Source organism: Nonomuraea composti, assembly GCF_012034275.1.
In the GTDB taxonomy this organism is placed as follows: domain Bacteria; phylum Actinomycetota; class Actinomycetes; order Streptosporangiales; family Streptosporangiaceae; genus Nonomuraea; species Nonomuraea composti.
Genome location: NZ_JAATEP010000061.1, coordinates 1 through 24,217 on the forward strand (window position 1 = coordinate 1; position 24,217 = coordinate 24,217).

The 24,217-nt window shown below is 71.0% G+C and carries 20 protein-coding genes; 5 read left to right on the forward strand and 15 right to left on the reverse strand.

What is annotated here, in order from left to right:
- The 7 genes from HCN51_RS48480 to HCN51_RS48510 all read right to left on the reverse strand — a co-directional run.
- Nucleotides 1–790: ABC transporter substrate-binding protein (locus HCN51_RS48480; protein WP_240974034.1), on the reverse strand; the 790-nt coding region annotated here is incomplete at its 3' end.
- A gap of 91 nt (nucleotides 791–881) precedes the next feature.
- Nucleotides 882–1,559 carry a GntR family transcriptional regulator gene (locus tag HCN51_RS48485; RefSeq protein WP_168019014.1) on the reverse strand — a complete coding sequence of 226 codons (678 nt, stop codon included), beginning with the start codon at nucleotides 1,557–1,559 and terminating at the stop codon, nucleotides 882–884.
- A 25-nt stretch (nucleotides 1,560–1,584) separates the two neighbouring features.
- Nucleotides 1,585–2,376 (reverse strand): hypothetical protein, encoded by a 792-nt coding sequence (locus HCN51_RS48490; protein ID WP_168019015.1) that lies wholly within the window; start codon nucleotides 2,374–2,376, stop codon nucleotides 1,585–1,587.
- 9 nt (nucleotides 2,377–2,385) lie between these two features.
- The gene (locus HCN51_RS48495; protein ID WP_168019016.1) at nucleotides 2,386–4,140 is read right to left on the reverse strand and encodes a hypothetical protein; all 1,755 of its coding nucleotides are present in this window, start codon (nucleotides 4,138–4,140) and stop codon (nucleotides 2,386–2,388) included.
- Nucleotides 4,131–4,883 (reverse strand): ABC transporter ATP-binding protein, encoded by a 753-nt coding sequence (locus tag HCN51_RS48500; RefSeq protein WP_168019017.1) that lies wholly within the window; start codon nucleotides 4,881–4,883, stop codon nucleotides 4,131–4,133. Before HCN51_RS48500 ends, HCN51_RS48495 begins: the two co-directional genes overlap by 10 nt.
- On the reverse strand, nucleotides 4,880–5,485 hold the full coding sequence (locus HCN51_RS48505; protein ID WP_168019018.1) for a TetR family transcriptional regulator: 606 nt from the start codon (nucleotides 5,483–5,485) through the stop codon (nucleotides 4,880–4,882). The genes HCN51_RS48500 and HCN51_RS48505 overlap by 4 nt, the downstream gene beginning before the upstream one ends.
- A 194-nt stretch (nucleotides 5,486–5,679) precedes the next feature.
- Nucleotides 5,680–10,413 carry an ATP-dependent helicase gene (locus tag HCN51_RS48510; protein ID WP_346434066.1) on the reverse strand — a complete coding sequence of 1,578 codons (4,734 nt, stop codon included), beginning with the start codon at nucleotides 10,411–10,413 and terminating at the stop codon, nucleotides 5,680–5,682.
- Nucleotides 10,414–10,605: 192 nt separating this feature from the next.
- On the opposite strand from HCN51_RS48510, the gene HCN51_RS48515 reads away from it, so the two are divergent.
- On the forward strand, nucleotides 10,606–10,992 hold the full coding sequence (locus HCN51_RS48515) for a VOC family protein (protein ID WP_230465504.1): 387 nt from the start codon (nucleotides 10,606–10,608) through the stop codon (nucleotides 10,990–10,992).
- A 223-nt stretch (nucleotides 10,993–11,215) separates the two neighbouring features.
- Here HCN51_RS48515 and HCN51_RS48520 read toward each other — a convergent pair whose 3' ends face one another.
- On the reverse strand, nucleotides 11,216–11,410 hold the full coding sequence (locus HCN51_RS48520; RefSeq protein ID WP_168019020.1) for a hypothetical protein: 195 nt from the start codon (nucleotides 11,408–11,410) through the stop codon (nucleotides 11,216–11,218).
- Between the two features lie 44 nt (nucleotides 11,411–11,454).
- On the opposite strand from HCN51_RS48520, the gene HCN51_RS48525 reads away from it, so the two are divergent.
- Nucleotides 11,455–11,649 carry a DUF3046 domain-containing protein gene (locus tag HCN51_RS48525; RefSeq protein WP_080042024.1) on the forward strand — a complete coding sequence of 65 codons (195 nt, stop codon included), beginning with the start codon at nucleotides 11,455–11,457 and terminating at the stop codon, nucleotides 11,647–11,649.
- Nucleotides 11,650–11,812: 163 nt separating this feature from the next.
- On the opposite strand, the gene HCN51_RS48530 is transcribed toward HCN51_RS48525, so the two are convergent.
- The gene (locus HCN51_RS48530) at nucleotides 11,813–12,133 is read right to left on the reverse strand and encodes a hypothetical protein (protein WP_346434067.1); all 321 of its coding nucleotides are present in this window, start codon (nucleotides 12,131–12,133) and stop codon (nucleotides 11,813–11,815) included.
- Nucleotides 12,134–12,705: 572 nt separating this feature from the next.
- Here HCN51_RS48530 and recA point away from each other — a divergent pair.
- From recA to rny, 3 genes are all read left to right on the forward strand, one after another.
- On the forward strand, nucleotides 12,706–13,800 hold the full coding sequence (recA, locus tag HCN51_RS48535) for a recombinase RecA (protein WP_168019021.1): 1,095 nt from the start codon (nucleotides 12,706–12,708) through the stop codon (nucleotides 13,798–13,800).
- An 11-nt stretch (nucleotides 13,801–13,811) separates the two neighbouring features.
- Nucleotides 13,812–15,620 (forward strand): recombination regulator RecX, encoded by a 1,809-nt coding sequence (gene recX / locus HCN51_RS48540; protein WP_168019022.1) that lies wholly within the window; start codon nucleotides 13,812–13,814, stop codon nucleotides 15,618–15,620.
- Nucleotides 15,621–16,356: 736 nt separating this feature from the next.
- Nucleotides 16,357–17,979, forward strand: coding sequence for a ribonuclease Y (gene rny / locus HCN51_RS48545; protein ID WP_080042020.1), 1,623 nt, complete (start codon nucleotides 16,357–16,359; stop codon nucleotides 17,977–17,979).
- Between the two features lie 13 nt (nucleotides 17,980–17,992).
- On the opposite strand, the gene HCN51_RS48550 is transcribed toward rny, so the two are convergent.
- From HCN51_RS48550 to HCN51_RS48575, 6 genes are all read right to left on the reverse strand, one after another.
- On the reverse strand, nucleotides 17,993–19,771 hold the full coding sequence (locus tag HCN51_RS48550) for a S9 family peptidase (protein WP_346434068.1): 1,779 nt from the start codon (nucleotides 19,769–19,771) through the stop codon (nucleotides 17,993–17,995).
- 180 nt (nucleotides 19,772–19,951) lie between these two features.
- Nucleotides 19,952–20,794: a glutamate ABC transporter substrate-binding protein gene (locus HCN51_RS48555; RefSeq protein ID WP_168019024.1), complete on the reverse strand. Its 843-nt coding sequence runs from the start codon at nucleotides 20,792–20,794 to the stop codon at nucleotides 19,952–19,954.
- A 97-nt stretch (nucleotides 20,795–20,891) separates the two neighbouring features.
- Nucleotides 20,892–21,809: an amino acid ABC transporter permease gene (locus tag HCN51_RS48560; protein ID WP_168019025.1), complete on the reverse strand. Its 918-nt coding sequence runs from the start codon at nucleotides 21,807–21,809 to the stop codon at nucleotides 20,892–20,894.
- The gene (locus HCN51_RS48565; protein ID WP_168019026.1) at nucleotides 21,806–22,474 is read right to left on the reverse strand and encodes an amino acid ABC transporter permease; all 669 of its coding nucleotides are present in this window, start codon (nucleotides 22,472–22,474) and stop codon (nucleotides 21,806–21,808) included. The genes HCN51_RS48560 and HCN51_RS48565 overlap by 4 nt, the downstream gene beginning before the upstream one ends.
- A gap of 58 nt (nucleotides 22,475–22,532) precedes the next feature.
- A complete protein-coding gene (locus HCN51_RS48570) occupies nucleotides 22,533–23,393 on the reverse strand; it encodes a glutamate ABC transporter substrate-binding protein (protein ID WP_168019028.1) in 861 nt (286 codons plus the stop codon).
- Between the two features lie 20 nt (nucleotides 23,394–23,413).
- Complete coding sequence (locus HCN51_RS48575) at nucleotides 23,414–24,169, reverse strand: amino acid ABC transporter ATP-binding protein (RefSeq protein ID WP_080042014.1); 756 nt, start codon at nucleotides 24,167–24,169, stop codon at nucleotides 23,414–23,416.
- Nucleotides 24,170–24,217 lie beyond the last annotated feature (48 nt).

The following is a 24,217-nucleotide window of genomic DNA, read 5'->3' on the forward strand; positions in this document are numbered from 1 at the left end:
CGGCCACCTGCACGTCGCCGGACTTGAGGTTCGCGGCGCGCACGTTGGGGTCGACGATGATTTTGTATACGAGCTTGTCGAGCTTGACCTTGGCGGCGTCGTAGTAGTCGGCCGACTTCTCCAGCGTGATCTGGCTGCCGGAGGTGCGGCTCGCGAACTTGAACGGTCCGACGCAGACCGGGCTCGCGCCGAAGTTGTCGCCCTCGGCGTCCAGCGCCTTCGGCGACATGATCATGCCGGCGCGGTCGGCGAGCTGCGCGGTCAGCGGCGTGAACGGCTGCGTCAGCGTGAGCTTCACCGTCGCCGGGTCGACCACCTCGACCTTGGACACGGCGGCCAGGTCGGCCTGCCGCGCGGACTTCTCCCAGGTGCGGTGCCGGTCCAGCGACTTCTTGACCGCCTCGGCGTCGAACGCGGTGCCGTCGTTGAACTTGACGCCCTCGCGCAGCTTGATCGTCACTTCCTTGCCACCGTCGGACAGCTCGGGCAGGGCCGCGGCGAGCTGGGGGACCAGGGTGGAGGAGGCGTCGATGTCGTAGAGCTTCTCGCACATGTTCGCGAAGACCTCGCGGCCCACGAGCGTGGTCGAGATGCTCGGGTCGAGGACGTCGGGGTCGGCGTTGAGCGCGATGTTGAGCGTGCCGCCCGCCTTGACCGACCGGTGGTCGGCCGAGGCGCCGGCTATGGAACTCGGTGCCGCGGGCGTGTTGCTCGTCCCGCCTCCGCCGCAGGCCGCGAGGGCGAGGGGGAGGGTGACGAGCGCCGCGACGACCTTGGGGGACGGTCGCATGGGGCCTCCGTTGAAACGTGTTAGGAGACTGTATACAAGATGCCACATTTCAGCGGTGTTTCATCACCCTATGTTGTTATCTGAGCGTTTCCTAATCGTTTGGGTGTTTTGTCCTGCGGCCCACGGCCTGCAGGAACGACCGCCGCGCCGCCGCCACATGCGCGACCGCTCTGGCCTGCGCCTCGTCCTCGTCGCCCGCCGCGATCGCCTCGCACAGGCTCAGGTGCTCGGTCCACGAATGCGGGCCGCGCGCGGCCGCCGTCTGGCTGAAGACCCACTGGGCGCGCTGCAGCATCGGCTTCATCATCAGCGCCAGGTACGAGTTCCCCGTCGCCTCGCCGACGGCCAGGTGGAAGGCCGTGTTCAGGTCGGCCACCTCCTCCAGCCGGCCCGCCTCGACCGCCTCCCTCGCCTGGTCCAGCAGCCGGCGCAGCCGGTCGGCGGCGGCGGGGGAGCGCTTGCGCGCGGCCAGCCGCGCCGCCAGGCCCTCGATGGCCATCCGGACGTCGAAGAGCTCCTCGCCCTCCTCGGCCGACAGCCGGGCCACCGTCGCGCCCAGGCGGGGCACGACCTGGATGAACCCTTCGGCGGCCAGCACCCGGATCGACTCGCGAACGGGGTTGCGTGAGACGCCGAGCGCGGCGGCCAGCCGGTCCTCGACCAGGCGTTCACCCTGGGCGAGCTCGCCGGTGAGTATGCGGCGGCGCAGCTCCTTGGTGACCTCGTCACGCAAGGTCTGGTGGGCCCCGCCCAGCGTCATATCAGTCATAGGGGGATTTATCGTATACAAGAAGTTAGGGATGACGCGCAGGGTACCAGTCGGCGTCCGTAACGTCCCTGGCCACCTCCCAGAGGCGGTCGAACTCCGCCATGAAGTACTGGCACCAGGCGTGCTCACGCCGAGTGGAGAGCGTGAAGCCCGGCGCGGGCCCGGGGGAGCGGTGGCTGCTCATCGAGACGTGCACAAGGCCGTCGTCGTCGCCGGGATCCAGCAGGAAGACCATGAACGTGGGCACGAAAGGCAGCAGCCTGACCTCCAGGCGCTCCCTGCTGGGCAGGTCGCGCAGGAGGTACAGCGTGCCCCTGGCGCGATGCTCGAACACCTCGGGCTGGTCGGGGATCGTGGATCGTCGCGCGGCCTCCTCAGGCACGGAGCCCGTGGGATCGATCACCAGCACCTTGACCGACGCGCCCCGCTCCAGCGCCTTGCGAAGATCGTTGAGGTAGGAGCGCACTGTGCGGTTGAGCGTCACCCCGGCGAAGCGCAGATCGCGCGCGTGCGCGACTCGCTCGTCGAACCGCCTGGTGTCGGAGTCGAAGGTCAGGAAGTCCTCGCCCGGCATGCCCTGCATCAGCCGGCCCAGCTCGGCGACCCGCTTCTCCAGCTCGGCCACCTGGTGGCGGGGGCCCAGCGCGTTCACCGCCACCAGCGCCAGCGTGGCCAGCGTGGCCGCGCCCACGACCTTCGTGTCCACGATGTCGAAGACGCCGAGCACGCCGACCACCAGCGCGATCGCCGCCGTCAGGTAGATCTCCAGGTTCTTGCCGGCGCCGAGGTCCGCACGTAATCGTGCCCATGGCCGCATACCACGGTTCTACCTCGCGGCGGCCTTCTTCGCCCGCGACCACAGCCACAGAGCGGTGCCGTACATGGCGATGCCCAGCACGACGAACCCGATCGCCACCGGCCAGCGCAACGCCGGCGGCATGTACGTGGCCAGGAACCACGAGTGCCGCAGCTGCCCGTCCGACAGGAAGACCATGGCGATGATGCCCTGCGGCACCAGCGGGATCGCGCCGAACGCCCCGCAGATCATCACGATCGTCCGCTGCGTGCGCGACATGTTCCCGGGCAGGTCGAACGTGCCCGACGCCGGCTTGCCGCTGTCGGGCCGCCGCCCCGTACGCATGAGGTGCAGCAGCTCCGGCCCCTTGGCCGTCAGCCGCCGCTCCGCCAGCAGGCCGAACCCCCACCAGCACAACGCGCCGGTCAGCAGCCCCACCGGCACGCCCCACCAGCCGTAACGCAGCGCCACCAGCACGGCCGGCGCCGCCGTGACCGCCACCAGGACCAGCATCAGGTACGCCATGCCGGTGGCCGAGCCGTCGTCCTCGCTCGTCCGCAGCGGGTTGCCGCCCCGGTTCCGCGGGTCGATGCCCGGGATCAGCGCCATCACCGACATCAGCGTCACCAGGCCGGCCGCCCCGCCGAGCAGCGCGAACGTGGCCGCCATGACCAGCGGCCACGGCCCGCCCACGGCCGCCGTCGAGACGACCGCCAGCACCAGCCCGATCGGTCCCACCGCCGTCAGCCACGCGAGCTGGCGGCCCCGCACGTCGGAGGCGCCCGGCGTCATCAGCGTCAGCCAGTGCGCGGTGCCGTCGGCACCGTACGCGTTGGAGGTCATCGCCGCCGCCATCATGATGAAGATCGGCCCCGCCAGCGGCACCAGCTGCGAGATGCCCACCAGCAGCGGCACCGCCGCGAAGGCCACCCCATAGGTGAACGCGAACGCGAGCTGGTGGTTGCGCACCAGGTCGCGCGTCCACGTCCGCAGCTCCTTGGCCACCACCGCGCCGTGCGGCGTCGCGGCCCGCATCGGGCGGCGGCCCCGCGTCGAGGGCCGGCTCCTGCCCGCCCGCCGCGCCAGCAGCGCCGCCCACGCCCCCAGCAGCAGCACGATCAGCACCGCCATCGCGGCGAGCGCCAGGTACTGGCCCTGGACGGCCAGCAGCCCCCACCCGGACGGCAGGTACCGGACGAACGCCGGGATCTGCCCACCCTGGCCGAGCGCCACCATGAACACCCAGATCTGCCCCAGGAAGGCGAGGATCACGCCGTTGATCACCCCGGCGCCGATCGCCCCCGCCCTGGAGCCCAGCGCCAGCCCCAGCAGCGCCACCGTCACCTTCGACAGCAGCACGAACACGGCCAGCTGCAACACCATCGCCGGCACCGCCACGAGCGCCCCCGCGACGCCCTCGCGTACCCCGACGACCAGCAGCCCGCCGAGCGCGAGCAGGCTGACCGCCGGCGCCACCCCCACGAACGCCGCCACCAGCAGCCCGGCCGCCATGCGCTGCGGCCGCAGCCCCAGCAGCGAGAAGAACTCCGGCCGCAACGTCTCGTCACCGCCGCCGGAGAACACCGGGCCGATGATCCAGCCCAGCATCCACACCGTGTACGCGGCCGCCAGCCAGTCGCCGCCCAGGAACGCCAGCACGATCGTGCCGCCCGCCAGCAGCACCCCGAGCCCGCCCGCGCCGGCCATCGTGCCGCCCTGCTGGCCCTTCATCGAGTGGCGCAGGATCGACATCTTCATCCTGGCCATGGTCAGCGCTACAGCCATGACAGCCCCTTGGCGGCCGTGGAGCCGGCGCCCACCAGCTCGACGAACCTGTCCTCAAGGGTCGCCTGGCCGCGCACCTCGTCCAGCGGGCCCGCCGCCGCCACCCGCCCCTTGTCGATCACCCCCACGTGGTCGCAGAGCTGCTCCACCAGCGCCATCACGTGGCTGGACAGCACCACCGAGCCGCCGCCCGCCACGAACCCGCGCAGGATCTGCTTGATCGTCGCCGCCGACACCGGGTCCACCGCCTCGAACGGCTCGTCCAGCACCAGCAGCTTCGGCGCGTGCAGCAGCGCCGTCGCCAGCCCGATCTTCTTGCGCATGCCGGTCGAGTACTCGATGACGAGCGTCTTCTCCGCCACGTCCAGCTCCAGCACGCTCAGCAGCTCCTCGGCCCGCTCGGCCACCACCTCCTTGCTCAGCCCGCGCAGCAGGCCGAGATAGGTCAGCACCTCCCGCCCCGTCAGCCGCTCCGGCATGGCCATCCCGTCAGGCAGCACCCCGACGAGCTGCTTGGCCTTCGCCGGGTCCGCCCACACGTCCGCCCCGAAGATCCGCGCGCTGCCCGCGTCGGGCCGCAGCAGGCCCACCGCCATGGACAGCGTGGTCGTCTTGCCCGCGCCGTTCTGCCCGACCAGGCCGTAGAACGAGCCCTGCGGCACGCTCAGCTCGACGTGGTCAACAGCGGTGTTCTCGCCGAAGGTCTTCGTCAGACCCCTGATCTCTAAGGCAGGCGATGTCATGGCTGTCTCCTGGTCGCGAGAGTGAAGGTGGTGACCAGCTCACGGGTGAGCAGGTCGAGGTCGAAGCCGGGGTCGTTGAGCAGCATGCCGGGCACCGCGTCGATGGCCCCCCGGATCGCGATGGCCATGCTGCGCTGGTCGAAGTCGCGGAACTCGCCCGAGCGCTGCCCCCAGTCCAGGACCTTGCGCAGGTCGCTGATGGCGACCTCGGCCTGGCGCGCGTACGGGTGCGGGTCGCCGTCGTCACCCGTCGCATGCGTGACGATCTCCACCAGCGCCAGCAGGGGCTTGCGGTGCACGCGCATGAACTCGAGATTGCTCTCCAGGTACGCGCGCAGGGCCTCCGTGGCGTTGGGCTGGGCCAGGATGCGAGGGACCATCATGTCCGTCGCCAGCTTGGCCACCTCCGCCACCACCGCCTCGATGAGCTGCCTCTTACCGCCGAAGTGGTACGAGATGACGCCGGTGCTGATCCTGGCCTGCTCGGCGATCCTGGCCATGGTCGTACGGGCGTAGCCGTGCTCGGCCAGCACGTCGATGGCGCACTCGATGATCTGGGCCCGGCGCGCCTGTTCAATGAACGTTCGACTTTCTGGCGGCACGCTCAGAATTTTAAACGGCCATTCAAACCCGGCGGAAGACCTGGTCTGGTACGACGCATTTCCGTACGTCTCCGGGCGTCTCCCGTACGTCTCCGGGCGTCTCCGCACGTCTCCGTGCGTCGATCCCGCATGGCGGCACCCGTCGCCCGGGCGGCCTCGTGCTGGTCAGGCCCACCCGGGCCGCCTCGTGCTGGTCAGGCGCGCAGGCGCAGACCTCGCGGGGTCGGATGGAAGCCGGCCGCCTCCAGGGCCGCCGCCAGGGGAGAGTCGACGATGGAGGCGCCGTCGGCCCGCTCCACCGTCAGCTTGCCCAGCGCCCCGTCGCGTACCGCCAGGGCCAGCGCGTCGACCGCCGGCTGCAGCCGGTCGCCGTCGGTGAACGACAGCAGCGTCTTGCCGCCGCGCTCGACGTACAGCACCAGATGCCCGTCCACGAGGACGACCAGCGCGCCGGCCTTCCTGCCCGGCTTGTGCCCGACGTCGCCGGGGTGCTGCGGCCAGGGCAGGGCGGCGCCGTACGGGCTGGCCGGGTCGGCGGCGGCCAGCACCACGGCCCGCCGCCCCTCACCACCGCCCCCGGACGACGCGATCCCCGGGGCCATGGCCCGCATCCGGTCCACCGCCCCCGGCAGCGCGAACTGCGCCCCGCCGAGCCCCTCGACGAAGTACCCCCTGCGGCACCGGCCGCTCTCCTCGTAGGCCCGCAGCACCTGGTAGACGGGGGTGAAGCCGCCGGGCAGCCGTTCGGAGGTGACCGCCCCGCGCGTCACCACCCCATGCCGCTCCAGCAGGACCTCCGCCTGCGCGTGCGCCCGCTGGGTGGCGTCGGCGGCGGGCGCGGGCAGCAGCCACCACCGCCCGGCCACGGTCGGCGGGCCGCTCCTGCTCGGCAGCACCGCCCTGCGCCGCCGCGTGGTCGCCGGTCGGTGCGCCGGCCGCCCCGTGCCCAGCGTGGCACGCAGCGGCGCGAGCGTGTCGCCCGACACCCGGCCCGCCCACACGAGGTCCCACAGCGCGGCCACCAGCGTGGCGTCGTCCAGTGACGAGCCGAACTGGTCGGAGATCCCCCGGAAGAACAGCGCTCCGCCGCCGCCCAGCAGCTCCAGCACCCGCTCGTGCACCGGGGTCATGGTGATCTCGGCCGGCTCGGGCAGCAGCAGCGGCGCGGTGTCGGCGAAGTAGAGCGACACCCAGCCGTCGCCGCCCGGCAGCGACCCCTGCCCGACCCACATGACGTCGCCCGCCGAGGTCAGCTCGTCGAGCAGCGCCGGATGGTAGCCGGGGACCCGCGCGGGCAACACCAGCGTCTCCAGCGCGGACGCGGGCACGGCGGCCCCTTGGAGCTGCTCGATCGAGCGCACCAGCGCGTCCATCGCCCGCGCCGAACCGACCGGGCCGCCGCGCGCGTCCGTGCCGAACCCGCCGGGGGCGCGCGCGTCCGTAGCGAAGCCGCCCGCACCGGCCCCCTTGTCGGAGCCGCCGGCGCCGGTGATGCCGTGCCAGGCAGGCAGGAACAACGCGAGCGTCTCGGGGGCGACCGGCTCCACCTCCTTGCGCAGCCGGGCCAGCGACCTGCGACGCAGCATCCGCAGCACGCCCGCGTCGCACCACTCCTCGCCCCGCCCGCCGGGACGGAACTCCCCGCTCACGACCCGCCCGGTGGCCGCCAGCCGCCGCAGCGCGTCGGTCACCACGGCCACCCCGAGCCCGAACCGCGCCGCCGCCGTGCCCGCGTGGAACGGCCCCCGCGTCCGGGCGTGCCGCGCCACCAGGTCGGCCAGCGGATCGGCCACCGGCTCCAGGAACGCGTGCGGGATCCCCACGGGCAGCGGCACGCCCAGCGCGTCACGCATGCGAGCGGCATCCTCGATGGCCGCCCACTGCTCCTCGCCCGCGACGCGCACCCGGATGGCGCGCCTCGCCCGTTCCAGCTCCTCCAGCCAGGCCGGGTCGCCGCCGCGCACGCTCACGTCGGGCGCCAGCAGCGGCCCGTGCGAGCGCAGCAGGTCGGCGAGGTCCTCCACGTCGCGCAGCGGCCGGTCGAGCCTGGCCAGCTCGCGCTCGCTGTCGGAGATCACGTCGGGGTCGAGCAGCTCGCGCAGGTCGGCCTGGCCCAGCAGCTCGGCCAGCAGCGTGGTGTCGAGCGCCAGGGCCTGCGCGCGGCGCTCGGCCAGCGGGGCGTCACCTTCGTACATGAAGGCGCCGATGTAGTGGAACAGCAGCGAGGCCGCGAACGGCGAGGCCTGCGACGTCTCCACCTCCACCACCCGCACCCGGCGCGCGGCGATGTCGCGCATGAGCTGCACCAGACCGGGAACGTCGAAGACGTCCTGGAGGCACTCGCGCATCGTCTCCAGCACGATCGGGAACGAGGCGTACTGCGAGGCGACGCCCAGCAGGTGCGCGGCCCGCTGCCGCTGCTGCCACAGGGGGCTGCGCCGGCCCGGCGTGCGGCGCGGCAGCAGCAGCGCCCGGCCCGCGCACTCCCTGAACCGCGAGGCGAACATGGCCGACCCGCCCAGCTCCTCGGTGACGATCTGCTCGATCTCCTCGGCGTCGAACGCGGCCACGTCGGTGGGCGGCTCGGCCAGCGTGTCGGGGATGCGCAGCACGATGCCGTCGTCGGAGTGCACGGCCTGCACGTCGATGCCGTAGCGCTCGCGCAGCCGCCGGTTGATCGCCAGCGCCCACGGGGCGTGCACGCGCGCGCCGTACGGGGAGTGGATCACCACCCGCCAGTCGCCGAGCTCGTCGTGGAAGCGCTCGACCAGCAGCGTGCGGTCGTCGGGAACGTAGCCGGTGGCCTCGCGCTGCTCCCGCAGGTACGCCAGCAGGTTGCCCGAGGCGTACTCGTCGAGGCCCGCCTCCCGCATCCGCTCCGTCGAGCCCTCCTTGGCCTGCTCGCGCAGGAACTGCCCGATCGCCCGGCCCAGCTCGGCCGGCCGCCCCGGCGCGTCGCCGTGCCAGAACGGCAGCTTGCCCGGCTGCCCCGGCGCAGGGGAGACGAGCACCCGGTCGGCGGTGATGTCCTCGATGCGCCAGGAGGTCGCGCCCAGCACGAACACGTCGCCGACGCGCGACTCGTAGACCATCTCCTCGTCGAGCTCGCCCACCCTGGAGGCCCGCTCGCCCACCAGGAACACGCCGAACAGGCCACGGTCGGGGATCGTGCCGCCATTGGTCACCGCCAGCCGCTGCGCGCCAGGACGCCCCTGGAGGGTGCCGGTCACCCGATCCCACACGATGCGGGGCCGCAGCTCGGCGAACTCCTCGCTCGGGTAGCGCCCGGCCAGCATGTCGAGCGTGGCCTCCAGCGCGCTGCGCGGCAGCGTGGCGTAGGGGGCGGCCCGCTTGACCACGCTCTCCAGCTCGTCGACCGTCCACTCGTCGAGCGCCGTCATCGCCACGATCTGCTGGGCCAGCACGTCGAGCGGGTTACGCGGGTAGCGCAACTCCTCGATCAGGCCGCTCTTCATCCGCTCCGCCACGACGGCCGTCTGCACCAGATCGCCCCGGTACTTCGGGAAGATGACGCCCTTGGACACCGCGCCCACCTGGTGCCCCGCCCGTCCGATGCGCTGCAACCCGCTGGCCACGCTCGGCGGCGCCTCCACGCACGCCACCAGATCGACCGCGCCCATGTCGATGCCCAGCTCCAGGCTGGAGGTGGCGACCACGGCGGGCAGGCGGCCCGACTTGAGCGCCTCCTCGATCTGCGCCCGCTCCTCCTTCGAGACCGAGCCGTGGTGGGCGCGCACGATCTCCGTCACGGCGCCCTTGCTCGCCCCCGCCTGCGCCATCACCTGGGCGGGCATGGGCTTGGCCGGCCCCGTCTCCCACAGGGACAGGTCGACCGACTCGGTGCCCTGCTCGCGCTCGTAGGCCAGCTCGTTCAGGCGCGTGCAGAGCCGCTCGGCCAGCCGCCGCGAGTTCGCGAACACGATCGTGGAGCTGTGCGCCTCGATCAGGTCGAACAACCGGTCTTCCACATGAGGCCAGATCGACCGGTTGCCCGGCTCGGGCGCGAACTCCTCCTCCGAGCCCTGCTTCGCGGGGCCCTCCATCTCCGTCATGTCCTCGACGGGGACGACGACCTCCACCTCGATCCGCTTGTCGGACGGCGGCTGCACCACCGTGGCCGGCCGCGCCCCGCCCAGGAACGCCGCCACCTCGCTCACCGGCCGCACCGTCGCCGACAGCCCCACCCGCTGCGCCGGCCGGTCGAGCAGCGCGTCGAGCCGCTCCAGGCTGAGCGCCAGATGAGCGCCGCGCTTGGTGCCCGCCACCGCGTGCACCTCGTCCACGATCACCGTCTCCACGCCCCGCAGCGCCTCCCGCGCCTGGCTGGTGAGCAGCAGGAACAGCGACTCGGGCGTGGTGATCAGGATGTCGGACGGCCGGGTCGCGAACCGCCGGCGATCCTCGGCAGGGGTGTCGCCCGAGCGGATCGCCACCGAGATCTCCGGCACCGGCAGCCCGAGCCGCCGCGCCGTCTGCTTCAACCCCGCCAGGGGAGCGCGCAGGTTGCGCTCGACGTCGACGGCCAGCGCCTTGAGCGGCGACACGTACAGGACCTTCGTGCCCTTGCGCTCCTGCGCCCCGGCCTGCCGGGCCGCGAGACGGTCGAGCTCGGCCTGCTGGGTCCGCTCGGTCTGCTGGGGCCGCCCGGTCCGCTCGATTTGCCCGGTCCGCTCAGTCTGCTCGGTCCGCTCAGTCTGCTCGGTCCGTTCGATCTGCTCGGCCGCGAGGCGGTCGAGCGACCACAGGAACGCCGCCAGCGTCTTCCCCGACCCCGTCGGGGCGACGACCAGAGTATGATCGCCCCGCGAGATCGACTCCCACGCCCCCTCCTGAGCGGCCGTGGGCGCGTGGAAGGCCCCGGCGAACCAATGCCTGGTCACCTGGCTGAACTGGTCTAGCGAGCTCACCTGCACATAGTGCCTCCCGCCACCGACAGAAAACGCATTTGGCCCGGACGCGCGTGATTGAGCGGGGGTCTTCGCGGACATACAGCGACCGTGACGATCGATTACGCGGCCATCGAAGCCCGCCGAGCGGAGATACGACAGCGCTACGCTTTACCGCACCGACCATCCAGCAGCGCGCGTGGCCTGCACCACGTGGCGTTGATCTCGTCCGACGTGGAACGCACCATCAAGTTCTACCAGGAACTCCTGGAGTTCCCGCTGACCGAGATCATCGAGAATCGCGACTACAAAGGCTCGAGCCACTTCTTCTTCGACATCGGCAACGGCAACCTGCTCGCCTTCTTCGACTTCCCCGGCCTCGACCTCGGGCCGTACCAGGAAGTGCTCGGCGGGCTGCACCACATCGCGATCTCGGTCGACCCGGCCACGTGGGAGCGGCTGCGCGGGAAGCTGGAGATGGCCGGCGTGCCGCACCAGATAGAGAGCGGCGCCTCCATTTACTTCAAGGACCCCGACGGCGCCCGGCTGGAGCTGCTCGCCGACCAGCTCGGTGAGATGTACGGCGCGCGGGTGCTGTGACCGTGCCACCGGCCCTGTTAGCCGTACAGTCGGCTGCACTGTTACCCGTGCCGTGACCAGCGTCTGATCAACGCCCGTCTCAGCTCTTGTCGAACGTCCATCTCAGCTTTTGTCGAACGTCCGGCTTCAGCTTTTGTCGGATGTCCGGCTCAGCGTCGTGACTTGCTGGACGTCCGGCTCAGCGTCGTGACTTGTTGGGACGTCAGTTGTTGGGACGTCCGGCTCAGCGTCGTGACGCCCTGCGCGTGCGCGGCTTGCCCGCACGCGGCTCCTGTCTGATGCCCGCGTGCCGTTCGGCGCGCTCCACCTTCTCCTTCCGTACGGCCTGCCGCAGCGCGAGCAGTAACCGGCGGCGCTTGGCCCGGTTGGCCTTCGTCTTGGCTGTCTTCGGGGGTGAAGACTTGGGGGTCTTTGGCATGCGGATGTCCTACCCACACCCCGGGCGCTTCCATACTTGATTTCATGCGCCTGACGGAGTTCTGGAGACGGATGAACGCTCACTTCGGTGAGACGTACGCGGAGTCGTGGGCCCGCGACTACGTCCTGGCCCCTCTCGGGGGCCGCACCGTCGACCAGGCGCTGGCCGACGGCGAGAGCGCCAAGACGGTGTGGCGGGCGGTCTGCCAGGTGGAGGACGTCTCCCCGAAGCTGCGCTAGCCGTTCACAGTCCGGTCAGGTCGGCTGGCAGCCAGGTCGGCTCACGGTCCGGCCAGGCGGGTACGCGGCCAGGTCGGCTCGCGGTCCGGCCAGGCGGGCTCGCGGCCAGGTCGGCTCGTGGCCAGGCCAGGCAGGCTTGCGGCCAGGTCGGCCCGCGGCCCGATTAGGCCGGCTGCTCCGAGTCGAGGGCGTCCCGCAACGCCGTGACCGTCCGCTCCAGATCCGCGACCGGCGCCTGCCCGCCCGGCGACCACAGAAACTGCCACCCCTGGCTCGACGGAGTGGCGAAGATGATCGTGTGCCGCCCGGTGCGAGGCTGCCACACCCACAACACCGGATCCTCACCCCCGACCATGCGACTGACCAGGCCATGGGCGGGAAGCAGCTCGGCAAGTGCCTCGAGATGGACGCGTCGTTCCCCGGTGTAGCCGCTCGCCACGTGCCGCCTCCAGTTGTCGCCCTGGAGTGAGTCTCCCCAGCTCACCCCGCCTGACAACACCCAAAAGGCAACCGCCCGCCCACCCTGAAAACGCTCGTACCGACGACCCCACCGCCCGCCCTGCCTGCCGCCCGCCCTGCCCACTGACCCGCCTGATCGCGCATGCCCCGCCTGTCCGAGCGGGGTCCATCTCCTCTCCGCGCCTGCCGAGGCCTCCCCGCCGCCCTGGACCGCCCGCCCGCCGGGCACTCCCGCCCCAGGGCACGCAAGGCACGCCCGCCCCGGACACCCCCACTCGGGCATGTCCCCCAGGGCACGCCCCGCCCCAGACGCACGCCCGTCCCAAGGCTTGCCGGGTGCAGGGCGGCAGCTCCGCGGAGGTGGCACAGGTGGCAGGGTGTGGGGAGCGTGGCAGGCAGGTGGGGCAGGGGCGAGCATGCGGCCGGGTGTGCATGCTCTAAGGGGCGACCTGCGTGTTCCTGCTGTGATCGAACAGCCGTTCGGCTACCATGGACAAGCCGGATGGCCACGTCTTCCCCGACACGGCGGAAATTGTCGGTGGCAGGCCGTAGCTTTCACTCGACTGATCGGACCACGACCCTCCAGGGGGAGTTCCCATGGCTATCAACGACCGCGAGAAGGCCCTCGAGACCGCGCTCGCTCAGATCGAGCGGCAGTTCGGCAAGGGCTCCGTCATGAGGCTGGGCGACGACGCCCGAGCTCCCATCGAGGTGATCCCCACGGGGTCGATCTCCCTTGACGTCGCCCTCGGCATCGGCGGCCTGCCGCGCGGCCGCATCGTGGAGATCTACGGCCCGGAGTCGTCGGGTAAGACCACGATCGCCCTGCACGCCGTGGCCAACGCGCAGCGGGCCGGAGGCATCGCCGCGTTCGTCGACGCCGAGCACGCCCTCGACCCCGAATACGCCAAGAAGCTCGGGGTCGACACCGACGCCCTGCTGGTCTCCCAGCCCGACACGGGTGAGCAGGCGCTCGAGATCGCCGACATGCTGATCAGGTCGGGCGCCGTCGACATCATCGTCATCGACTCGGTCGCGGCCCTGGTGCCCAAGGCGGAGATCGAGGGCGAGATGGGCGACAGCCACGTCGGTCTCCAGGCGCGTCTCATGTCCCAGGCCCTGCGCAAGATCGCCGGCGCCCTCAACAGCACCGGCACCACCGCCATCTTCATCAACCAGCTCCGCGAGAAGATCGGCGTCATGTTCGGCAGCCCCGAGACCACGACGGGTGGTAAGGCGCTGAAGTTCTACGCGTCGGTCCGTATGGACATCCGCCGCATCGAGACCCTCAAGGACGGCACGGAGGCGGTCGGCAACCGCACCAGGGTCAAGGTCGTCAAGAACAAGATGGCTCCGCCCTTCCGGGTCGCCGACTTCGACATCCTGTACGGCGTGGGCATCTCCCGCGAGGGCGGCCTCATCGACATGGGTGTGGAGCACGGCTTCGTCCGCAAGTCCGGCGCCTGGTACACGTACGAGGGCGACCAGCTCGGCCAGGGCAAGGAGAACGCCCGTAACTTCCTGAAGAACCACCCCGACATGGCCAACGAGATCGAGAAGAAGATCAAGGACAAGCTGGGCGTGGGCCCGCGCCTCGACGCTCCCGCCGAGGCCGTCGCCGCCCCCGCACCGGCCGCCGCCGCTCCGTCGGGCCGCGGTTCGAAGTCCACCCCCAAGCCGGGTGACGTCTGATCGCTGACCGCATGAGCAGCACCGACCGGCCGCAAGCGCCCCAGCCGCCAGACCGGGGCGCCTCCTGGCCTGACTCCCCGCCGTCCCGCCGCCGCGATCTGGCCCGCTCAGCCACGGACGCCTGGCCGTCGGTGGCCGAGTGGCGCGAGCAACGCGACCGCCTGCGCGCCGCCGAAGCCGCCGCCTCGCCCCCGGAGAAACCGGAGGCCGCGGCCCCCGCTCCGGAGGAATCCGGCAGTGGTGGCGCGAACTCCGGCCCCCCGGAAGGGCGTTCGGGGCGCGACACGTCAAGTGGGACAAACGGGTGGGGGGACGCGGAGGCGTCAAGCGACGCCGACGCGTCAGACGATGATGCGGCCGTCCCGAGCGATGCGCCGCCGTACTACGCGTCAGGTGGTCGGGACGGCGAGGCGAAGAGCGGTCACTCCTCAGCTCCGGGTGGCTGGGGCAATGACATCCTCCACGGCCGCAGCCAGGAGAGGGAGAACGCCCAGGAGTGGCAGGGCACCCAGGAGGGGCAGGGCGGCCAGGACGATTCAGTCGCTGACCGCACCACCGCCACCGCTGCCGGCACCTCCTCCAGCAGGCGGCCGGGGGATGAGTGGCACTCTGAGGTGCTGGCCGGAAGCAGCTGGTTCGCGGCCGGCGAGAGTGACAGCGAGAGACGCCGATCCGGTGAGGGGCGTCGATCGGGCGGTTCCAAGAAGCGATCCGGCCGCAGGCGTAGCACCGAGGAGTTCGAGTGGCCCGGCGACGAGCCGGCCGGGCGACGCGACATCGGCGCTGAGTGGTTCGGCGATGGTGTCGGGCAGCGCGGCCACGGCGCTGGGCGGGCTGGTGATGAGGCCGGGCAGCGTGGCAGCGGCGCCGGGTGGTTCGGTGACGAGCCGACCGCGCAGGGCGGCCATGGCGTGGGATCGGTCGGTGATGAGCCCGGGCGGCATGGCGAAGCGGCGGGCGGGGTCGGCGGCGGCGTCGGGCAGCCTGATGGCACTGTCAGGGGCTTTGGCGGCGGTGTCAGGGGTTTCGGCGGCGGTGCTGGGCGGCACGATGAGGCGCCCGACTGGTTCGGCAGAGGCGTCGGACAAGCCGAAGAGCGTGTCGGACGTGCCAAGGAGAACGCCGGACGAGCCGAAGAGCGTGCCGGGCAGGCCGAGGGGAGCGCCGGACAACGCGAGGAGCGTGCCGGGCGGGCCGAGGAGGGCGCTGGGCGGTTCGAGAGCAAGGAGCGGGGGCGTTCTCGGCGGGGAGGGCGAAAGAGCGCTCGCCAACGAGGCTGGTTGCCTGACGGGCCCGATGCCGAGAGCTCGGCCGCGACAAGCCCCCAGGCGGACCCGGAGTCGGTGGCCCGCGCCATCTGCCTGCGCCTGCTCACCATGGCACCCAAGACCCGCGCCCAGCTCGCCGAGGCCCTGCGCAAGCGCGACGTGCCGGAGGAGGCCGCTGAGGCGGTGCTCAGCCGGTTCTCCGAGCTGGGGCTGATCAACGACGAGGCGTTCGCGGCGGCCTGGGTAGACTCCCGGCACCACGGCCGCGGACTGGCCAAGCGTGCCCTGGCGGCCGAGCTGCGTCGCCGGGGGGTGGACGGTGACACGGTCAACGAGGCCGTGGAGCGGCTGGACCCCGACCAGGAAGAAGAGACTGCCCGGCGGCTGGTGGAACGTAAGCTCGCATCCACCCGTTCACTCGATCCGCAAACCCGTACTCGCCGGCTGGCCGGCATGCTCGCACGCAAGGGGTACCCCTCCGGGCTGGCCTTCCGTGTCATCAGGGAGGCACTTGAGCAGGAGGGCATCGAGGTGGAGGAGGATTTCTCCTAGACCGACTCCTGCAAGGCCACACGCCCGCCGGTCACCAGGCCGCAGGTCACCTTCCCCGCCATCACCGAGCCCGCTGTCGTCGGCTCCGCTGTAACCGAGCCCGCCGTCATGGAGTTCGCTGTCAGGGGCTCCACTGTCACCCAGCCCGGTGAGGCCAGTCATCTCGGCCCTCTCTGCGTGGGGGATGAGCTGGTAAGGGAGCGACTTCGACGAGTGTCACACATCGACCGCCCGGGGGTCTCGTCCCAAGAGCGAAGAGCGGGCGGAGTGCCGGGGGAGTGCGGAGGTGCCGGAGCGTGGAGATGCCGGGCGTGGAGATGCCGGGTGCGGCATGGCCGTGCACCGTCGACGGCGCCGCGTGGGCGACATGCCGCCCCATGCCTGCCTGTAAAGGTCGATTGCCGTGCCAATGGGTGACGCCTGTCTGAACAGGGAGATGCAGGCCCGTAAGACACGCTTGAGGACGCGTTTGCTTGCTCGTGACCTGTTCGACGCATAACCTCGACGGCAGTGAGGAGTTACTCCGCGCAGCGCGGATTGCCATACCGGTGAACGACGGACGAATTGAACGAGGCAGGAGAGGTGTCGGCTCTGGCGGTCGACGCCCCATCAGTCTTGGCTTGACATCGATCCCGGCGATGACGCCGACCGGGCTTTCCGCGGCGCGCCTGTGACCCCTCCCGTGTTTTGTGGCCGCGTTATGAGTTCTTGACGACGCGAGGAGGGCGGGGCACACATGGGGCCGCTGGTCGTGGTGCTGATGGTGGCGGTGCTCGTGCTCGCGTTCGGGATGATCGTGGCGCTCCTCGTCGTCATACGGCGTACCTCGGGCTCGGGTGGCCTGTCCGGCAAGGGGAAGCCCAGCCCTGAGGTGGTGGAGGCGGCGCACGAGGAGCTGGAGCAGGCGCGCGAGGAGGCGCGGGAGATCCGCAGCAAGGCGGAGACGGACGCCGACGAGATCCTGCGCAGGTCGGAGGCGGCAGCCGAGAGCGCCGCGCAGATGCGGCGCGAGGTCGAGGAGGAGAGCCGGATACTCAAGTCCGAGCTCAAGGAGCTGCGCGCCGACCTGGAGCGCCGGGAGGCCCGGCTGGCCGAGCGGGAGCAGCGGCTGGACGAGGAGGCCAGGCGGCAGGCCGAGCGTGACAGGAAGCTGGCCGAGACCGAGGTCGAGCTGGCCGACCGCCGCGAGGAGCTGCTGCAGGTCGAGGAGGAACGGCGGCTCATCCTGGAGCGGGTGGCCGGGCTGACCGGCGAGCAGGCCAAGGCCGAGCTGGTCAAGGAGATCGAGAACCAGGCCAAGCGCGAGGCCGCGCTGATCATCAGGGAGATCGAGGGGGAGGCCCGCAAGGAGGGCGAGAAGCGGGCCACGAAGATCGTGACGCTGGCCGTGCAGCGGCTGGCGGCCGAGCAGACGGCCGAGTCGGTCGTGAGCGTGCTGCACCTGCCGGGCGACGAGATGAAGGGCCGCATCATCGGCCGCGAGGGGCGCAACATCCGCGCGTTCGAGTCCACCACCGGCGTGAACCTGATCATCGACGACACCCCCGAGGCGGTGCTGCTGTCGTGCTTCGACCCGGTCCGGCGGGAGACGGCGCGGCTGACGTTGGAGAAGCTGGTGCTGGACGGGCGCATCCACCCGCAGCGCATCGAGGAGGCGCACGACCGCAGCCGCCAGGAGGTCCAGGACCTTTGCGCGCGCGCCGGTGAGGACGCCCTCGTCGAGCTGGGCATCACCGACATGCACCCCGAGCTGACGCTGCTGCTCGGCCAGCTCCGCTACCGCACCTCCTACGGCCAGAACGTGCTCAAGCACCTCATCGAGTCCGCCCACATCGCCGGCATCATGGCCGCCGAGCTCAAGATGAACCAGACGCTGATGAAGCGCTGCGCCCTGCTGCACGACATCGGCAAGGCGCTGACGCACGAGGTCGAGGGCAGCCACGCGCTGATCGGGGCCGAGATCGCCCGCCGGTACGGCGAGGAGGAGGACGTGGTGCACGCCATCGAGGCGCACCACAACGAGGTCGAGGTCCGTACGGTGGAGGCGGTGCTCACGCAGGCCGCCGACGCGATCAGCGGCAGCCGCCCGGGCGCGCGGCGCGAGTCGCTGGAGGCGTACGTCAAGCGGCTGGAGCGGCTGGAGGAGATCGCGCAGTCGTACGACGGCGTGGAGAAGGTGTTCGCCATGCAGGCCGGGCGGGAGATCCGGGTCATGGTCAAGCCGGACGCCATCGACGACATCCAGGCGCAGGTGATCGCCCGCGACGTGGCCAAGCAGGTGGAGGAGGAGCTCACGTATCCGGGGCAGATCCGGATCACGGTGGTGCGGGAGTCGCGGGCGACCGAGTTCGCCCGCTGACTCCGAGCCGCGTCTACGAGAAGATCTGCTGGTAGAAGGCCAGCTCCGCCGCCAGGGCCGCCGCGCGGGTCTCCGTGCGGCGGAAGCCGTGGGACTCTCCCTCGAAGGCCAGGTACGTGCACGGCACCCCGCGCTCGGCGAGCGCGTCGGCGAAGGCGGAGGACTGCTCGGGCGGCACCACGGGGTCGTCGAGGCCCTGGAGGAGCAGCATGGGGCAGCTGATCTGGTCGACGAGCGCGAGCGGCTCCCGCGAGGCGTAAACCTGCGGATCCTCCGGCCCCACCAGCCATTCGACGTAGCGGGACTCGAAGTCGTGGGTGTGGGCGGCGAGCGGGGCGAGCGCGCTGATGCCGTAGTAGGACACGCCGCCGGCGAACACGTCGGAGCGGCAGCAGGCCGCCATCACCGTCCAGCCGCCGGAGCTGCTGCCGCGGATGGCGATGCGGCGCGGGTCGGCCAGGCCGCGCGCGGCGAGCCATTCGGCGGCGGCGACGGCGTCGTCGACGTCCACGACGCCCCACTGGCCCTTGAGGCGGTCGCGGTAGGCCCGGCCGTAGCCGGTGGAGCCGCCGTAGTTGAGGTCGAGCACGCCGATGCCGCGTGAGGTGAGGAAGGCTTTCTCCAGGTCGAGCGCGGTGTCGGCGTGGGCGGTCGGGCCGCCGTGCACGAAGATCACGTACGGGGGCGCGCCCTCGACGGCCGAGGGGTGGGGCGGGTAGAGGAAGCCGTGCACGTCGCCCTCGATGCGTACGGCTTCGGGGACGGTCAGGTAGGCGAGGTCGGGCAGGGCCGCCGGGTCGGGCCGCAGCTCCTGGTGCCGGCCGGTCGCGGTGTCGACGGCCACGACGGAGCGGGGCGTCGTGGCGGCGTACCCGATGCCGACGACGCGCGGGCCGTCGGCGGCCAGCGCCGCGTTCCAGCCGGTGTAGGGCAGGTCGAGGTCGGTGAGCGTGCCGGAGCCGGGGTCGAGCAGGCCGAGCCGCAGGTCGCCGCGCCCGTGCAGGACCGCGAGCCGCCCGTCGGGGAGCGCCGCGTACGGCCGGCCGCCGAGCTGCCACGGCGGCAGCGTGAACTCCTCCTCGGCGGGGTGCAGCGCCCGCGCGCCGTCGCCGTGCAGGCCGATCTCGTAGAGGTTCCACCAGCCGGAGGCGTCGGAGACGAGGTAGAGCCGGGAGTCGTCCTTCCAGGAGGGGGCCAGGACGGACTCGGAGTGGCCGCCGCGCACGGTCCAGGCGGGGCCGCCGGTGAGGGGGACGACGCGCAGCTCGGTGCCGTCCCAGGGCATGCGGGGGTGGTTCCAGCAGACGTAGGCGAGATGCCACCCGTCGGGGGATATGGTGGGGCTGGCGTAGAAGTCGCTGCCGGAGGCCCACACGCGCGGCTCGCCGCCGTCGAGCGGGATGGCGACGACGGCCCTGGTGACCTTGCCGTTCTCGTCGTGGTGCTCGCGCACGCACCACACCTGGCCGTCGTGCACGAGCAGGTCGGCGTAGCGGCAGCCGTCGTCGGTGAGGGGCCGCGGCTCGCCGCCGTCGGCCAGGAGGTAGAGGCGCTGATCCTTCAGGTTGGCGAAGACGACGTCGCCGTCAGGGGTCACGGCGTAGGGCCGGCCGCCGTACTCGTGCACGCGGGTGCGCGCGCACCAGGGTGCGGGCAGCAGGTCGCGGCGGGTGCCGTCGGCGGCGCGGCGGACGATCACGGTGCGCCCGCCCTCGTCGGGACGGTCCTCGGTCCACCACACGCGGCCGCCCATGGCCACGGGCCAGCCGGGACGGACGCTGGAACCGGCCACGTCTCTGGTCGATATGGGGGAGGGCCAGAAAGGCATACCCGCATCCTGCCGGAAGATCGCTCCGAGTGCGGACCGGTCCCCGGATCAGGGACGACCTTCAGGGTGCGGGGAGGCGATCAGGGACGACCTTCAGGGTGCGGGGAGGCGATCAGGGACGACCTTCAGGGTGCGGGGAGGCGATCAGGGGCAGCCTTCGGGGCGCGGCAGGGTGGAAGGCAGCACGAGATCGGTCCTGCCGAACCATTTGCGCAGCAACCGGGTGGTGGTGCCGTCCTGCCACATGCGGGCGATGGCGGCGTTGACGGCCTCGCAGGTGGCGGTGTCGCCCTTCCTCAGCCCGACGGCCCACTTCTCGTCCGTGATCGGCTGGTTGAGCAGCCGGAAGCGGCCGGGCTCCTGCTCGGCGAACCCGGCCAGGAGGAGGTTCTCGGTGCTGACCGCGTCGAGCTGGCGGTTTTCGAGCTTGCGGACGCAGTCGGAGTAGTTCGCGGCCCGCACCAGGTGGGCCGGCAGGTTCAGCTTGCCGTCGGGCGGCGGGTCCACGATCCGCCGGTACGAGTTGGAGCCCTCGGCCAGGCAGATGCGCTTGCCGCGCAGGTCGTTCACCTGACGGATGCTGGTGTCGTCGGCCCTGACCATGGTGTCCTGGGGGACGATCGCGTACGGGCCGCCGAACGTCACCTTGGGCTTGCGTGACTCGGTGATGGAGTAGGAGGCGACGATCATGTCCACGGTGCCGTTCTGGAGCAGCGCCTCGCGGGTGGACGACGGCGACTCGCGCCAGGTGATGCGGACGTCGCCGCCGGTGAGGTGGCGGACGATGTAGCGGGCGACGTCGGCGTCGAAGCCCTGCGGCTCGCCCTGGCCGATCTTGAGGCCGAGGCTCGGCTGGTCCCACTTGGTGCCGACGACGACCGTGCCGGTGTTCCTGATCTTGTCCACGACCGTGGCGTACGAGCCGCCGCCGCCACACGCGGCCAGCCCCACCGTCACAGCCGCCCCCGCGAGCGCCGCCCTGCGCATGCTGCCCGCATACCCGCGCCGGCACGGGCCGAAATGCGGATTGGGGCTTTGTTTGACATCTCGGGCGGCGAGCATGACGCCCGCCGCCCGAAAAGCATTACTCCAGGGGCTTGTCGGGCGCCAGGCCGCCGCCCTCGGTGCCCTGACCGGCGCCGACGCTCACCTCGGCCGAGCCGGGCGCCGCGACCGGGCGGGCCGCCGTCTTGCGGCTGCGCCTGCTGCGCCCCTCCAGCCACGTGGCCAGGCGGCTCAGCGCCAGGTTGAGCGCCAGGTAGATGATGCCGATCACGATGGCCGCCGGGATCAGCGAGCCGAAGAACCGGGCCGGCAGGATCTTGAAGCCGGTGTTGAGCAGGTCGACGTAGGCGATGATGTAGCCGAGCGCGGTGTCCTTGAGCAGCACCACGAGCTGGCTGACGATCGCGGGCATCATCGCGGTGACGGCCTGGGGCAGCAGCACCAGCCGCATCACCTGGTTCTTGCGCATGCCCACCGCGTACGCGGCCTCCGCCTGCCCCCTGGGCACCGCGTGCACGCCCGCCCTGACGACCTCGGCCAGCACCGAGCCGTTGTAGAGGGTCAGGCCGAGCACGACCGCGATGAAGGCGTAGTCGCCGCCACCGGCGATCATGGGCGCCAGGTAGAAGATGAAGAAGATCAGCAGCAGCAGCGGGATGGCCCTGAACACCTCGACCACCACGCCGGCCGGGATCCGGATCCACGCGTGGTCGGAGAGCCTGGCCAGGCCGAAGATCGCGCCGAACGCCAGCGCGAGCACCGCCGCCACGGCCGCCGCCCGCAGGGTGCCGATCAGGCCGGGGATGATGTAGAAGTTCCACGTCTCCCACTGCAGGAACGGCTGCCAGATCTTGCCCTCGAACTGGCCCTTGGCGTCGAAGCCCCGGTAAATGCCGTACAGCACGGCGCCGACCGCGATGACGCTGATCACCGTCAGCGTGTGGTTGCGGACGCGCCCGCGCGGGCCCGGCGCGTCGAACAGGACGGAGGTGCTCATCGGACCACCGCCATCCGCCGCGCCAGGTAGCCGGTGAGGAACCCGATCGGCATGGTCAGCACCATGAACGCGACGACGATGCCGAGGAAGATCGGGATCGACGCGCCGGTCGTGTCGAACGTGATCTTCATGACCGCCGCCGCGTCGGCCAGGAAGCCGCCCGCGGTCGCCACCGTGGTGTTCTTGATCATGGCGATCATCACGCTGCCCAGCGGCGCGATGACCGCACGGAACGCCTGCGGCAGGATGATCATCGTCAGCGACTGCGTGAACGTCAGCCCGATCGCCCTGGCCGCCTCGGCCTGGCCCATCGGCACCGTGTTCACGCCGGCCCGCAGCGCCTCACACACGAAGGCCGCCGTGTAGACCGACAGGCCCATCGCCACGACCCAGAACGAGTTCGTCAGCGGGACGTCGGAGAAGACCAGGCCCAGCTGGTCGCTCAGACCCAGCGCCGAGAACGCCAGCACCAGCGTGAGCGGCGTGTTGCGCACCACGTTGACGTAGAGGGTGCCGGCCGCCCGCAGCACCGGCGTGGGTGAGACCCGCATCGCCACGAGGATCGTGCCGAGGATCAAGGAGGCGATCGCGGCGACGATCGACAGCTTGACGTTCTCGAGGAATCCGAGGCCGAGGTCGGGGGCGTACTTGATTAGTTCGTCCATCGTGCTCCACCGCAAGGGCGAGCGGCGGCCGGGTCACCGGCCGCCGTCACCGACGTGATCAGGCGCAACCCTCGGCCGGCGGCGCCGTCTCGGACAGCTTCAGGCCCTGGATGCCGCCGAACCACTTGTCCAGCAGCGTCTTCATCGTGCCGTTGCTCCACAGCGTCGCGACCGCCTTGTTGACGGCCTCGCAGGTCTTGGTGTCGCCCTTCTTCAGGCCGATGCCGTACTTCTCGTTCGTGAAGCCCTGGCCCAGCACCTTGAAGTTGCCGCCGGCCTGCTTGGCGAAGCCCGCCAGGATCAGGTCGTCGGTGGTGACCGCGTCGAGGTTGCTGCCCGTCAGCTTCTGCACGCACTCGGAGTAGTTGGCCGCGTCGACGGTGGTGGCGTCGATGTCGAGCTGACCGTCCGGCGGCGGGTCGGTGATGCGCTTGTAGGAGTTGGAGCCGGACGCCTTGCAGATCTTCTTGCCCTTGAGGTCTTGCGGCGAGTTGATCGAGGTGTCGTCCTTGCGGACCATGACGTCCTGGTGCGCGATGACGTACGGGCCGCCGAAGGTGACCTTGCCCTTGCGCTCCTCGGTGATCGAGTAGGTGGCGAAGATGATGTCGACCGTGCCGTTCTGGAGGAACGGCTCACGGTTGGAGGAGGCCGACTCCTTCCACTCGATCTTCACATCCTTGCCGCCGTTCACTTCCTTCAGCACGGCCTTGGCCACGTCGACATCGAAGCCCTCGGGCTCGTTGCCCATCTTCAGGCCAAGACTCGGCTGGTCCCACTTGGTGCCGACCACGACCGTGCCACCACCGGTGATCTTGTCCGCCACGGTGGCGTACGTCTGCTCCCCACCGCCACAAGCGGCCAGGCCCGCGGCCATCGCCGCGATGGAGAGCACCGCTCCCGTTCGACGCATGTGCATGTGTACCTGCCTCATAACTCTCAGTGCGTGAGGATCTTCGAAAGGAAGTCGCGCGCACGGTCCGTCTGCGCGTTGGTGAAGAACTCGTCGGGGGTGTTCTCCTCGACGATCTGCCCGTCCGCCATGAACACCACCCGGTTGGCGGCGCGGCGGGCGAACCCCATCTCGTGCGTGACGACCATCATCGTCATGCCGTCACGCGCCAGCCCGACCATCACGTCGAGCACCTCCTGCACCATCTCGGGGTCCAGTGCGGAGGTCGGCTCGTCGAACAGGATCATCTTCGGGTCCATGGCCAGCGCCCTGGCGATCGCGACCCGCTGCTGCTGACCGCCGGAGAGCTGCGCCGGGTACTTGTCCGCCTGCGCCGCGATGCCCACCCGCTCCAGCAGCTCCATCGCCCGCTTGTCGGCGGCGTCCTTGGCGACGCCGCGGACCTTGACCGGGCCGAGCGTGACGTTCTCGCGGATGGTCTTGTGGGCGAACAGGTTGAACGACTGGAAGACCATGCCGACTTCGGAACGCAGCCTGGCCAGCGCCTTGCCCTCCTCGGGCAGCACCTGGCCGTCAAATATGATCTTGCCGTCGCTGATCGTCTCCAGCCGGTTGATCGTGCGGCAGAGCGTGCTCTTACCGCCGCCGGAAGGGCCGATGACGACCAGTACCTCGCCACGAGAGACGGTCAAGTTGATGTTCTTCAGGACGTGCAGCGCCCCGAAGTGCTTGTTGACGTTCTCCAACTGGACCAGTGGAGTGGCGTCGCCGTTCTCCGTCATGGAGTAAAACGTAGAGGGCATTAGAACGCTGTGCACTAACCGAGCGGT